Here is a 12937-nt window from a genome sequence, read left to right on the forward strand (position 1 = left end):
TTGGCAAGAGCACTAGGCATGATTGAAACAAGAGGGCTGATTGGGTCCATTGAAGCAGCTGATGCCATGCTTAAAGCAGCAGATGTTACGCTGGTGAAGCAGGAAAAAGTGGATGCAGCACTGGTAACAGTGTTGGTCCAGGGAGATGTAAGTGCTGTCCAGGCAGCTGTTGATGCTGGAAAGGAAGCAGCTGCCAGAGTAGGGGAACTTGTTTCTGCACATGTCATTCCCCACCCTGATGAAGATATTAAGAAGGCTCTATTAGATGACCGCAGAGCAAAGGAAACAAAACAGGCAGCTGCTCCAGCCGTACCTGCAGCAAAAAAAACAAGTAAAAATAAGCCGCAGGAGCCAGCTGCAGAGCAGGAAAATACAGAGAATAAATAATTTTACTACTCCATTATGATTTGTGAAACGGAGGAGCAATGATGAGCTTTAAAAGAAGAAAGATAGCCGTAATCGGATCAGGCTTTACGGGTGCTACAGCCGCACTGATGCTGGCACAAAAAGAATTGGGAGACGTTATCCTTGTGGATATTCCCTCACAAACAAACCCGACAAAAGGAAAAGCTCTTGATATGCTTGAAGCAAGTCCTGTCCAGCGCTTTAATGCTAATATTACAGGTACCTCAAACTACGAAGACATCCGGGATGCCGACTTGGTTTTAATAACAGCAGGAATGCCGAGAAAACCGGGAATGAGCCGCGATGATCTGGTTGCTGTGAATGAAAAGATTATAATAGAAGTTTCGGAGAATATAAAAAAATATGCACCTGATAGCTATATCATTGTTTTAAGTAACCCTGTTGATGCAATGACCTATGTTTGCTACAAAACCACAGACTTTCCGAAAAACAGAGTTATTGGCCAATCTGGTGTACTGGACACGGCCCGTTTTAATACCTTTGTTGCTCAGGAATTGGGCGTTTCCATTGAAGACATCTCAGGATTTGTCCTTGGCGGCCATGGTGATGACATGGTGCCGCTGGTACGTTACTCTTATGCAGGCGGAATTCCGCTTGAAAAAATTCTTCCCGCCGACCGAATTGAAGCGATTGTGGAAAGAACAAGAAAGGGCGGAGGAGAGATCGTTAATCTGCTTGGCCAGGGAAGCGCTTATTATGCACCAGCTGCATCAATGGTGGAAATGGCAGAAGCTATTATTAAAGATAAAAAACGAATTTTGCCTTCGATTGCCTACCTGGAGGGAGAGTACGGGTATAGCCATATTTATCTTGGTGTTCCCACAATCCTTGGCGGGAACGGGATTGAAAGTGTCATTGAAATTCCATTGACAGCCGAGGAAAAAGCAGCACTTGATCAATCAGTCAAATCAGTCAAAAATGTAATGGGCATATTGGAAACAGCCAAAATGAATAACTAATCGAAAAAGCTGACTTGTGAGGAAAAAATTTTTTCTTCATGAGTCAGCTTTTTTGTAAAATAAGCCCATTTTGTTTAAACAGTAAGCTCCCCGGGTACATTGTAATTAACAAGCTTAGCAGCTGCTAACAAAATTCAAGTAAATATCAATTTGAATTATCTGAATATTTGTGTTAAAATAGAAAAAAGGTCAAGGGGTTGATTTCAAATGGAAAAACGTCTACTAAACTCGCCGCAACAGTCTGAGGAAAATGTGTCACAGTTAGCAGAACAAGTCCTAAATCAAGCTCTTAAGGAATATCGCAAAGAGAAGCTTCGCGAGAAAATTGATGAAGCTCTTACGAACCGAAACAAGGATGAATTTATCCGTCTGACAAATGAACTTAAAAAGATTTCGTAGTTTCCCGACAAATTAAAGTGTAAGAAAGGCAGCCTGTTCTGAAGAGGGGCTGCCTTTTGATGTTTGCGGTCAGGAGAATTATCCTGTGATTTTACCTCAACAAAAGATTTTGTCCTTATGTTTTAGAGGTGTAGTACAAGTAACAGCAATTGCGCTAGGTTAATACCAATCAAAAAGTAAAATCTGTGCTGATAAGATGGAATTTAATAAAACGGATTTCAGGAGTCATCGAGCAGTCATCTTTATTAGTTGTGGTTGGAGAAAAAATAGGGTTATTGCAACATCACTGCGAAGCCATTAATTCCAGATATGAGGAGCCTGAAGACGTATCAGCAAAGGAAGAGAATCTATCAGAATAACCGAAAAAGTTTTCGCTGTAATGTCATAGGTTCTTAAGTCTTATCAATAATTCAAGTCAGAAAATTACATAAAATCTAAAAAATAATGAGCTGAGACACAGGATTTCCTTAATGCATTATGGAAATCAACTAATAGTGTTTTAGCTCTCTTAGGTTAAAAGTTTAAAAAATATAGTACACAACGAAGATGGATAAGAAGGAGGGTCACGATGTGTCATACAGAAAGCAGCTGTGTCATCTCCCTGAATAATATCAGCTGGAAAAGGAATGGAAAGAAAATTCTGGATAAAGTTTCCTGGGAGGTGCAAAAAGGAGAGCATTGGGCACTTCTGGGATTAAATGGATCGGGAAAAACGACCATTCTTAATTTGATTACTGGATATCAGTGGCCTAATGAAGGTCAAGTTACTGTATTAGGCAATTTATTCGGTAAAACCAATATACCTGAACTTAGAAGGTCAATAGGATGGGTAAGCACTTCACTTGATGATAAATTTCAATTTCGGCCTGCTGATACGACACTGGAGATTGTTTTAAGCGGTAAATTTGCATCTATTGGTCTGTACGAAGATATTACCCAAAATGATTTGGATCAAGCAAAAGCATTAATGAAGCAATTGGGCATCAGCCATGTGGAAAACCAAACACTTACATCCCTTTCTCAGGGTGAGAAAAGAAAGGCGATGATTGCGAGAGCACTAATGTCTTCACCGCGGCTCCTGATATTGGACGAACCTTGTAATGGGCTCGACATTTTTTCGAAGGAAGAATTGCTGTCCTCAATTGAAAAGCTGATGGCCCAGCCAGGAGGTCCTACCATCTTATATGTGACCCATCATATTGAGGAGATTGTCCCATCCATATCTCATGTAATGCTCCTGAATTCCGGCAAAGTAGTTGCCCAAGGAGAGAAAAAAGCAATTCTTACAGAACAAAGACTGGAAGAAACATTCCGTGTCCCCCTATCTTTGGTTTGGGAAGATGGCCGCCCCTGGATACGTGTCAGATTGTCACAATTATCAATTAGCGCAGGCAAGTAAACAAAAAACGGAGGGACAAATATCTTGGAAATAAAATTGTCATATGGGAAAGAAGGACTTCTTGTCAATCTTCCCGATCATGCAGCAGTTATTGAACCTGTCCATATACATGGGCTGGAGAACGAAAAGAAAAAAGCATTTGAAGCAATGAGGAATCCAATTGGAACAAAGCCTTTGAAAGAAATGGTGAAAGAAACGGATACAGTTTCTATAGTAATCAGCGATATGACAAGGCCCACTCCCAACCACAAACTAGTGCCTTGGATCATGGAGGAATTAAATCATGTTCCGGCAGAACAATTTGTAATTATTAATGGGACAGGCAGCCACCGTGATAATACGAGGGAAGAGCTAATTCAAATGCTTGGAGAAGATATTGTGAATCATGTCCGGGTCATTAATAATAATGCATTTGACCAATCAACACAGTCCTACTTGGGAAAAACATCATATGGCGGTGAGGTTTTCCTTAATAAAGAGTATTGTGAAAGTGACATTAAAATCGTTACAGGTTTTATTGAACCTCATTTTTTTGCAGGATTCAGCGGCGGACCAAAGGGAATTATGCCCGGGATAGCTGGAATTGAAACGATTATGCATTTTCACAATGCCAGAATGATTGGAGATAAAGACAGTACATGGGGAAAAATTGAAGGCAACCCGGTACAGGGCGAAGCAACAGAGGCCGCTCGTATGGCAAAGCCGGATTTTATGCTAAATGTAACACTAAACGGTGAGAAGGTGATTACAAACTATTTTGCAGGCGATGTCATTTTGGCGCACAGGGCTGGCTGCGAATATGTCAGGGAACATTCGATGGTTGCTTGTGATGAGCCATTCGACATTGTTATTACCAGCAACAGCGGTTATCCATTGGACCAGAATTTATATCAGGCAGTAAAAGGGATGAGTGCTGCTCAAAAAATTGTAAAAAAAGGCGGAGCCATTATCTGCGCATCTGAATGCAGTGACGGTCTGCCGAATCATGGTAATTATGCAGAAATACTAAAAATGAAAGCAACACCTCAAGAAATTTTAGATATGATTGAAGATCCCGCTTTTTCTATTTTTGATCAATGGCAAGTACAAAAACAGGCAATCATTCAGGTATGGGCTGACGTATATGTTTACTCAAGTCTAACAAATGAAGAAGTTAAAAATGCCATGTTCATACCCGCCAGCTCCATAGAAAAGACAGTGGAAGAACTGCAGCGAAAACACGGGAGTGATTTAAGAATTGCTGTTATGCCCCTAGGGCCATTAATCATCCCATATATAAGAGATATAGATAAAATCTGAATGTAAATGATCACTTCCGATGGCCAGGAGACAAATTGATCTTAATTTCCATGTTTAAAATAGGGGATATTGACTACAAAAGCCAGAAGTTCTTTCTTTTGAAATTCCCACATTTGGATAACAAAAAATTTATGAAAAATATGAATCGAGGACATTAAATGATGGATAGCTTTTTATTCGTACTTTTTGCAGGTTTTTTACTTGGTATCAAACATGCCTTTGAGCCTGATCACATTGTTGCGGTTTCTACCATTGCGGTAAGGTCTAAAAACATATGGAAATCGACTCTTGCGGGGATATACTGGGGAATTGGCCACACGGCAACTTTATTTTTATTTGGAATTTTTCTTATCGTAATGAAACAAAATCTTTCAGAATCAGTTGCCTTAACCCTTGAATTTTTTGTTGGGATTATGCTGGTTTATTTAGGTTTAGCTACTATATTAAGAAGACATGGTGAAAAGGAGAGGGGACAAAACGCAGGAAGCAGCAATAAAAAGTCAGTTTTCATCGGCTTTGTCCATGGACTGGCGGGCAGTGCTGGATTGGTGATCCTTACCATGTCAATTTCAAAGAATATCTGGCAAGGTGCAATATATATCCTTGCTTTCGGTTTAGGAACGGTTTTCGGCATGTTATTTTTTTCTGTGTTATTGAGCATTCCGGTTATAATGTCAAAGAAAAGAAATGGAATCAACGAGAAAATCATCAAAATAACAGGTTTAATAAGCTTTTGTTTTGGTGTCTATTATATGTATAACCTGGGATTTACAGAAGGCTTGTTTACATACTGGCTATAGAACATAGATTTGGGGAACAAACAGGAAAGATGCAGGAAATATAACAAAAAAACACCTGGGGAATATTATCAGATATGGGTAGAGATTTGATTGCATTTACAGACGGTACACAGCGCGTTACTTTTGGCCAGGGCACCAGAGGACGCGTGGGCAATGCAAATCCAGTTCCTTCTCTTGTCGTCCATTCATTATACTATATAATGTAAACTACCCCAATCGAAGCTCTATTACTGTTATTTTTAAAAATTTGGAAGGATATCATCCATTACGTCTGAAAGTATTGGATTCACAGCAGAGATAACATATTCCCATCGCATCCAGCGTTTAATCGGCAAATATTGGACAAACGAAATAAAAACTTTTTAATGGAAGTCTGGAAAGTATCAGTCTTCCATTTTTATTTCTTGCTTTTTGATTTAATTTGCTTAAAAATGATAAAATACATAATCTCAAAAAAAATTGGAGGAAATAAAATTGGTTCGTTTCGGCGTAGTAGGCACAAATTGGATTACAGAAGCATTTTTAAAAGCGGCAGCCCAGCTTGAGGACTTCCGGCTAACGGCTGTGTATTCGCGTACAGAAGAAAGGGCAAAAGAATTTGCGGGCAAATATGGAGCTGATAAAATTTTTACGGATTTAGAGACCATGGCAAAAAGCGGAGAAATTGACGCTGTCTATATCGCAAGTCCGAATTCCCTCCATGCAGAGCAGGCAATCATTTTTATGAATAACAAGGTTCATGTTTTATGTGAGAAGCCGATTGCCTCTAATACAAAGGAACTTCGAAAAATGATTGATGCAGCAAAGGAAAACCATGTCCTGCTGATGGAGGCTCTGAAGTCGACTTTCCTGCCAAACTTTAAAGCGGTTAAGGAGAATCTGCATAAAATTGGCCAGGTGCGCAGGTACTTTGCAAGCTATTGCCAATACTCTTCCCGCTATGACGCTTATCGGCAGGGCACAGTGTTAAACGCGTTTAAACCTGAGCTTTCAAATGGTTCCCTAATGGATATTGGAATCTACTGTGTCTATCCGCTTGTCACTCTATTTGGAAAGCCTGCAGAGATAAAGGCAACTGGGTACAGACTGGAGTCCGGTGTAGATGGGGAAGGCAGCATTGTGCTAACATATCCTGATATGGACGCGGTGGTTATATACAGTAAAATAGCCAATTCAAGTCTGCCTGCTGAAATACAGGGAGAAGACGGAAACATTGTTATTGATAAAATACATACGCCTGAAAAGGTTGAATTGCATTACCGAAGCGGCGAACAGGAAGATCTCACTCAAAAGCAATTAAGCGACAGCATGTATTATGAGGCAAAAGAATTTATTGAACTGATTAAGGCAGGCAAAACGGAATCAGACATAAACTCATTTTCCAACTCCATGATTACGATGGAAATTATAGAGGAGGCCCGCAAACAGATTGGGGTAATCTATCCAGCAGACCAAAAATAAAGAAAGGCTCTTTTCTCATAAATTGTTGTTTTTACTTATAAATTCTGCCCTTTGATTTCCGCTACGGGCACTCAAGCTTTCCCGCGGGGAGGAATGAGAGCCTCCTCGGCTTCGCCTGCGGGGTCTCCCACTTACCTCACTTCCCGCAGGACATTGAATAAACTTCCCTGACCTGGCACCGCACGAAGGAAATGCGGTAGCATTTTCAAGGATCAAGTACCCTCCGCTACAATCAACTCGGTAGGTTAAATTAAGTTTGCAGTTAAAAGCAACCAACTTTACGAAAACAGCCTAAAGAAAAGACCGAACATTCATTTGTTCGGTCTTTTTAGTTCTTTTTACCCTCTGTCAAATGGGATTATTTGTAAAAAAATTAACCAAATTAGGGATATTGGATTAATTTTACACAAGAATGACCAAATTTTGAATATTTAAACTCCTCCGATTTTACTTATTTCGCCTTACGAAATTTGTCAAAATAATAGGCACCTTACTCTATTAACACTAGCAAATTTGTTTTCTAAAATTAATAGTGTACGAAAAAGAATAGATATGGAGGAGAATAAATTTATGACATTAAAGAAAAAGGTTTTATCTGTTTCTTTGTCTGGTTTAATGGCTTTAGGTGCCGTTACCGCTGTAGGAATGCCTGCTGGTGCAGTTGGAAATGGGCCAAGCACAGGAAATGGCTCAATCCAGACTTCAATTCTGCATACATATGATAGTTTAGTAGACTATTTAAAAACTCAAGATGCCAAGCAGGAAGCGATGGAGCTTGAAGTGATCGGCCAAACGGTAAAAGGCCGTGATATTTACATGGCAAAATACATATCAAACCCTGAGAACCCTACCATTCTTTTTCTGACTCAGCAGCACGGAAACGAGCAGCTGACAACAGAGGGTGCTTTGGAGTTTATCAAGCATTTGGGCACTGGCAAAACAAGCGGAGTGCTTGATAACGTCAATATTCTTGTCATTCCAATGCTTAATGCAGACGGAGCAATGGGAGATGTGAACTTCTCGCTTGATGATTATCTTGCAGATGGTGACCGCCATTTAACACGTTATAATGCAAACTATGTTGATTTGAATCGTGAACACGATAAAGAGACAAGCGAAATGGAGCCTGAAGCACGTGCACTTCATGAAAACGTGTTTGCGAAATATAATATCGATTACATGATCGACCTTCATCACCAGGGAACGTTAAGTGAAACAGAAGGTAAGCTTGTTTCTGGGTCGATTCTTTACCCAACAAATCCGAATGTTGATCCAGAGGTTTTGGAAGGATCCAAGAAGCTAGGTTCTGTCGTTTTTAATGCTTTGCATCATACAGGCTGGGGCCATATTGGAAAATATGTCGGCGGTACTGGTGAAAACATCGGCCGTAACGGTGCTGCAGTCCGCTATGACATTTCCACTCTTTTATTCGAGATGCGCGGTATGTCTGACCACTACTATGAGCCATATGCTTTGGGACAAAAGAGCAACGGCTACTTAATCAAGCAAACAATCACTACTCTTGATGCCGCAGTTAGAGCCATTGCGGATGGTTCTATTGAAACGGCTGACACAAGCTTCTGGGATACATTGCCTGAACAAAAAAATAGAACAGGTGAAGAGGCTGACGAATAAGAACATTGAATCCCCGATTTCGATCGGGGATTTTTTATATTTAATGCAATTTGCAAATAAAACGGAAAATCTGCAAATAACTTTTCCAGACATGATAGATTGACAATCATCTAAACTAAACACCTTCCAAATTAACTTCTTCTTAAATGGCTTTCATAATTCCCTAAGAAAACCAGCCATATTTCCTTAAATTTTTCCCCCTTTTTAGTGAGGAAAAGCCCATTTATCAGATTTTTTAAATTTTCTTCCAATAACTTGTTGACAATTCCTATAGGTATGGTAGGATTAATCTCAACATCATAAAATTAGCAATAAAAATTAAGTATTTTCCTAGACCATGAAAAGGAGGCGAGCCTCACTGAAACAGGCTGACTGGGAAGAGCTATCTGCTCACTTGAAACAGATGCTAGAAAGCATTAAATACGGATCGATCACATTGGTCGTCCAGGATGGCAAAGTGATACAACTTGAGAAGAACGAAAAGGTTCGTCTTCAACCGAATAAGCGCGCTGACTAGACAAACTAGAGGCGGCCTTTTGACCTGCAGTGCTTTCAGGTGAAAAGGCGGCCTTTTTTGGTTAAAGAGACGGCAGGATTTTTAATAGGTGAAAGGAGTACTGCAAGATGAATACTGCGGTAACATTTGAGAATTGGAAACAGATTTCCGATGCATTCCCATTCGATGATAAATTAAAAGGTGCCCGAGACGTTTTGGAATGGGCCTATAAAAATTATTCCGAAGACAAAATTGTCTATGCATCCAGCTTTGGAGCAGAAGCCATTGTTTTAATCGACTTAATTCAGGAAATCAAGCCCGATGCCCATATTGTCTTTTTGGACACTGGACTTCATTTCCCTGAAACCTACGAAGTCATTGACAAAATTGAAGCTCGATTTCCCAAGCTGAAAATAGAACGAAAAGAACCGGCACTAACTCTTGACCAGCAGGCTGCTGAATATGGTTCAGCTCTTTGGAAGAGGGAGCCGAACCAATGCTGTCAGATCCGCAAGGTTATCCCATTGAGAGAAGCTCTGACGCCAAAACAGGCTTGGATTTCAGGGCTGCGCCGGGAACAATCGCCAACTAGGGCAAATACTGAATTCATCAATCGGGATGAAAAGTTCAGAAATATCAAAATCTGTCCGCTGATTCACTGGACATGGGATGAAGTTTGGGCCTATATCAGGGAGAAAGACCTTCCTTATAACACGCTTCATGACCATGGATACCCCAGCATCGGCTGCTTTCCATGTACGCAGGCTGTTGATGTAAATGGTGATTCCCGTGCAGGACGATGGTCAGGTACAGGGAAAACAGAATGCGGCCTTCATACAAGCTAAGAAAAGGGTGATACCATGCTTTCGGTCATAGCGGTCACAGCTGGATTATTTTTCGCCATGAATATCGGAGCAAGCGGAGCAGCAGCTTCCATGGGTATTGCTTATGGGTCAGGTGTCATTAAAAATCGCTTGATTGCTCTCATCCTATGTGGATTGGCCGTTTTCTTCGGGGCGTGGCTGGGTGGAGGGGAAGTCGTTAAGACGATGGGAAGCGGCATCGTCCCGCAGGAAACATTTACAGTGGCAATAGCCCTGATTGTGATTGCGTCTGCAGCCCTTTCACTGTTTTTGGCTAATGTGTTCGGCATTCCGCTGTCAACAAGTGAAGTGACAGTTGGTTCTGTCGTCGGTGCGGGGATTGTCTATCAATCAGTCTTTGCGGGAAAGCTGGCCTGGATTGTCATGTTTTGGCTCTTAACTCCTGTTGTCGCTTTTATCATTGCCATTTTGGCAGCGGCATTACTGAAGAAAACCTTCATTCAGAACCTGATTAAGAAGAAAAAGGCAATCCCCCTTTTATCTTCACTTGTCATTTTTATGGGGATGTTTGAAGCATTTTCTGCCGGCATGAATAATGTAGCAAATGCAGTCGGACCATTGGTCGGTGCAGGAATTATGGCCACAGGCAGCGGAATATTCTGGGGTGGTTTATTTGTTGCACTGGGAGCCATTATTCTCGGAAAGAAGGTTCTCGAAACGAATGGTAAAAAGATTACCAGCATCCGGCTCGAAGAGGGCTGTGTCATTTCCGGAACAGGTGCCGGAATAGTTATGGCGGCATCCATCTTTGGCATTCCGGTCCCGCTTACACAAATCACCACCTCATCTATTATCGGCATCGGGTTTGCGAAACAAGGCCGCTCAGTCCTTAAAAAGGACATCGTCGTCCAGCTTTTAGTCGTATGGGTGGTTTCGCCAGTTTTATCAATGGTCCTATCCTATACCTTCATCCAGCTGGTCATTGAACAAAATGTGTATCCGGTCATTGCGATGCTCGGTGTGCTGGTATCCGTTTTCGGGGTGAAATTCTTAATGAACCAGACATCATCAAGTGCAAGGCCCCTGACTGAAAAAAAGTAAATTACGAAAAGAAAGGTTGATGAAAAATGGCTTTACCGAAACCTCATGGAGGAAAACTAATTGAAGCATTTGACCCAAATTACGATTTAACTGGAATTGAAAAAGAAATTTTAATTGATGCCATTGCGCTAAGTGATCTTGAGCTGATTGGCGTAGGGTTATTCAGCCCTCTTACAGGTTTCCTGGGCAAAGCAGACTATGAATCTGTTGTTGAAAATATGAGATTGGCAGACGGAACAGTTTGGTCTATTCCAGTTACACTTCCTGTTTCGCAGGAAAAAGCAGATGAGTTAACATCTGGAGAGAAATTTAAGCTTGTAAACGAAGGTATTGTATACGGTGTAATCACTGTATCCGAATGGTATGAACCAGATTTAAGCAAAGAAGCACGTGAAGTCTACAAGACGGAAGAGCTGGCACACCCTGGCGTAAAGAGACTTTTTGAACGCGGGCCGGTTTATGTTGCTGGGGATGTAACGCTAATCAAAAAACCAGGAAAAGGCGTAGCGGAAGATGTATGGTTTGAGCCAAAACAGACAAGAGCACTGTTTGAAGAAAAAGGGTGGAAAACAGTTGTCGGCTTCCAAACAAGAAACCCTGTCCACCGTGCACACGAATACATCCAAAAAGCTGCTCTTGAAACCGTAGATGGACTTTTCCTTAACCCGCTTGTCGGTGAAACAAAATCTGATGATATCCCTGCTGATGTCCGTCTTAAGAGCTACCGGGTCCTCTTGGAAAATTACTATCCAAAAGACCGTACACAGCTCGCTGTTTATCCAGCCGCAATGAGATACGCGGGACCGCGTGAAGCAATATTTCATGCGATAGCACGCAAAAACTTCGGCTGCACACACTTTATTGTCGGAAGAGACCATGCAGGTGTGGGCAATTATTATGGTACTTATGATGCACAGCATATTTTCAGTCATTTTACAGAAGAAGAGCTTGGCATTAAGCCATTATTCTTTGAACATAGCTTCTATTGCATCAAGTGCGAAGGCATGGCGTCTGATAAAACTTGCCCTCACAGCAAAGAGGACCGCGTGATTCTTTCAGGCACAAAAGTAAGGGAAATGCTCCGAAACGGGGAGCTTCCGCCATCTACTTTTAGCCGAAAAGAGGTTGTTGAAGTATTAATTGAAGGCATGAGAGAAAAAGAAACTGTTTGAGGGGGCAGTAAAATGACAAAGGCAACAAACATAACTTGGCATGATGCAACAATAACAAAAGAAGAAAGACGGGCACAGAACGGGCATGGCAGTGTTGTACTATGGTTTACGGGCCTGTCCGGTTCAGGAAAATCCACCATTGCAAATGCTGTTTCCCACGAGCTCTTTCGCCAGGGCATTAATGAATATGTCCTGGATGGCGATAATGTCCGCCATGGTTTAAATAAAGACCTTGGCTTTTCAGAAGCGGACCGGAATGAAAATATCCGCCGTATAGGGGAAGTTGCTAAGCTGTTTGTGGATAGCGGCAAAATTGTCACAACAGCTTTCATCTCTCCATTCCGATCCGATCGGGACAGCGTACGTGCACTTTTTGAAGAAGGGGAGTTTGTTGAGGTATTCATTGACTGCCCGCTGGAAGAATGCGAAAGGCGTGATCCAAAGCAGTTATATGTGAAAGCGCGCCGAGGAGAAATAAAGGATTTTACTGGAATTGATTCACCTTACGAATCTCCTGAAAAACCTGAAATTACAGTCCGATCTGACCAATATTCAGTTGAGGAAGCAGTACAGCAAATTTTGGACTACTTGCGTGAGAAGAATATTATATAAAAAATCAAGGAGTCTCTTCTTCAAAGAGGCTCAGGCTGTCGAGAAACTATCGACAGCCTTTATTTTAATAGTTAACTTTAATTATTCACCGCGTTAATATGTTATAATTAACCCATTAAATCCTATAGATTGTGGTGAATTTACATGTTTAAACCCAAAGAATCTTCGCAAAATGAAATTGAATTTGTGTCTATTGATGAACTTGTTCCTTCGGACCACCTTCTGCGAAAAATAGATCAGTACATAGATTTTTCAACCATTTTAGATAAGGTTCGCCCATATTATAGTGAGGACAACGGTCGACCAACGGATCCTCTACTTCTATTCAAAATGATGTTTATTGGCTATTTGTAC

The 12937-nt window shown here is 41.2% G+C and carries 15 protein-coding genes and 1 pseudogene; all 16 read left to right on the plus strand.

Features of this window, described 5'->3' with window-relative positions; all coding sequences use genetic code 11:
* Complete coding sequence (locus L634_RS0109910) at positions 1 to 387, plus strand: BMC domain-containing protein (protein WP_026582316.1); 387 nt, start codon at positions 1 to 3, stop codon at positions 385 to 387.
* Positions 388 to 428: 41 nt separating this feature from the next.
* Positions 429 to 1385, plus strand: a complete 957-nt coding sequence (gene mdh, locus L634_RS0109915) for a malate dehydrogenase (RefSeq protein ID WP_026582317.1) — start codon at positions 429 to 431, stop codon at positions 1383 to 1385.
* A 207-nt stretch (positions 1386 to 1592) separates the two neighbouring features.
* Positions 1593 to 1784, plus strand: a complete 192-nt coding sequence (locus L634_RS0109920; protein WP_026582318.1) for an IDEAL domain-containing protein — start codon at positions 1593 to 1595, stop codon at positions 1782 to 1784.
* 185 nt (positions 1785 to 1969) lie between these two features.
* Complete coding sequence (locus tag L634_RS33360; RefSeq protein ID WP_157452384.1) at positions 1970 to 2143, plus strand: hypothetical protein; 174 nt, start codon at positions 1970 to 1972, stop codon at positions 2141 to 2143.
* Between the two features lie 209 nt (positions 2144 to 2352).
* Positions 2353 to 3183 (plus strand): ABC transporter ATP-binding protein, encoded by an 831-nt coding sequence (locus tag L634_RS0109930; RefSeq protein ID WP_026582319.1) that lies wholly within the window; start codon positions 2353 to 2355, stop codon positions 3181 to 3183.
* Between the two features lie 24 nt (positions 3184 to 3207).
* The gene (gene larA, locus L634_RS0109935) at positions 3208 to 4482 is read left to right on the plus strand and encodes a nickel-dependent lactate racemase (protein ID WP_198029746.1); all 1275 of its coding nucleotides are present in this window, start codon (positions 3208 to 3210) and stop codon (positions 4480 to 4482) included.
* 158 nt (positions 4483 to 4640) lie between these two features.
* Positions 4641 to 5282 carry a HoxN/HupN/NixA family nickel/cobalt transporter gene (locus L634_RS0109945; RefSeq protein ID WP_026582321.1) on the plus strand — a complete coding sequence of 214 codons (642 nt, stop codon included), beginning with the start codon at positions 4641 to 4643 and terminating at the stop codon, positions 5280 to 5282.
* Positions 5283 to 5356: 74 nt separating this feature from the next.
* The gene (locus tag L634_RS34635) at positions 5357 to 5488 is read left to right on the plus strand and encodes a hypothetical protein (RefSeq protein ID WP_269521521.1); all 132 of its coding nucleotides are present in this window, start codon (positions 5357 to 5359) and stop codon (positions 5486 to 5488) included.
* 268 nt (positions 5489 to 5756) lie between these two features.
* Complete coding sequence (locus L634_RS0109950; protein WP_026582322.1) at positions 5757 to 6743, plus strand: Gfo/Idh/MocA family protein; 987 nt, start codon at positions 5757 to 5759, stop codon at positions 6741 to 6743.
* A 570-nt stretch (positions 6744 to 7313) separates the two neighbouring features.
* Positions 7314 to 8378, plus strand: coding sequence for a M14 family zinc carboxypeptidase (locus L634_RS0109955; RefSeq protein WP_026582323.1), 1065 nt, complete (start codon positions 7314 to 7316; stop codon positions 8376 to 8378).
* Between the two features lie 337 nt (positions 8379 to 8715).
* Positions 8716 to 8895 carry a YezD family protein gene (locus tag L634_RS30940; protein ID WP_034262426.1) on the plus strand — a complete coding sequence of 60 codons (180 nt, stop codon included), beginning with the start codon at positions 8716 to 8718 and terminating at the stop codon, positions 8893 to 8895.
* Positions 8896 to 9002: 107 nt separating this feature from the next.
* Complete coding sequence (locus L634_RS0109970; RefSeq protein WP_026582324.1) at positions 9003 to 9719, plus strand: phosphoadenylyl-sulfate reductase; 717 nt, start codon at positions 9003 to 9005, stop codon at positions 9717 to 9719.
* A gap of 15 nt (positions 9720 to 9734) precedes the next feature.
* Positions 9735 to 10799 carry an inorganic phosphate transporter gene (locus L634_RS0109975; protein WP_026582325.1) on the plus strand — a complete coding sequence of 355 codons (1065 nt, stop codon included), beginning with the start codon at positions 9735 to 9737 and terminating at the stop codon, positions 10797 to 10799.
* Between the two features lie 26 nt (positions 10800 to 10825).
* On the plus strand, positions 10826 to 11971 hold the full coding sequence (sat, locus tag L634_RS0109980) for a sulfate adenylyltransferase (protein ID WP_026582326.1): 1146 nt from the start codon (positions 10826 to 10828) through the stop codon (positions 11969 to 11971).
* Between the two features lie 12 nt (positions 11972 to 11983).
* Complete coding sequence (gene cysC / locus L634_RS0109985; RefSeq protein ID WP_026582327.1) at positions 11984 to 12583, plus strand: adenylyl-sulfate kinase; 600 nt, start codon at positions 11984 to 11986, stop codon at positions 12581 to 12583.
* 144 nt (positions 12584 to 12727) lie between these two features.
* Positions 12728 to 12937, plus strand: a pseudogene (locus L634_RS0109990) (IS5/IS1182 family transposase); the annotation flags it as partial.

The organism is Bacillus sp. J33 (assembly GCF_000518885.1).
In the GTDB taxonomy this organism is placed as follows: Bacteria; Bacillota; Bacilli; order Bacillales; family Cytobacillaceae; genus Cytobacillus.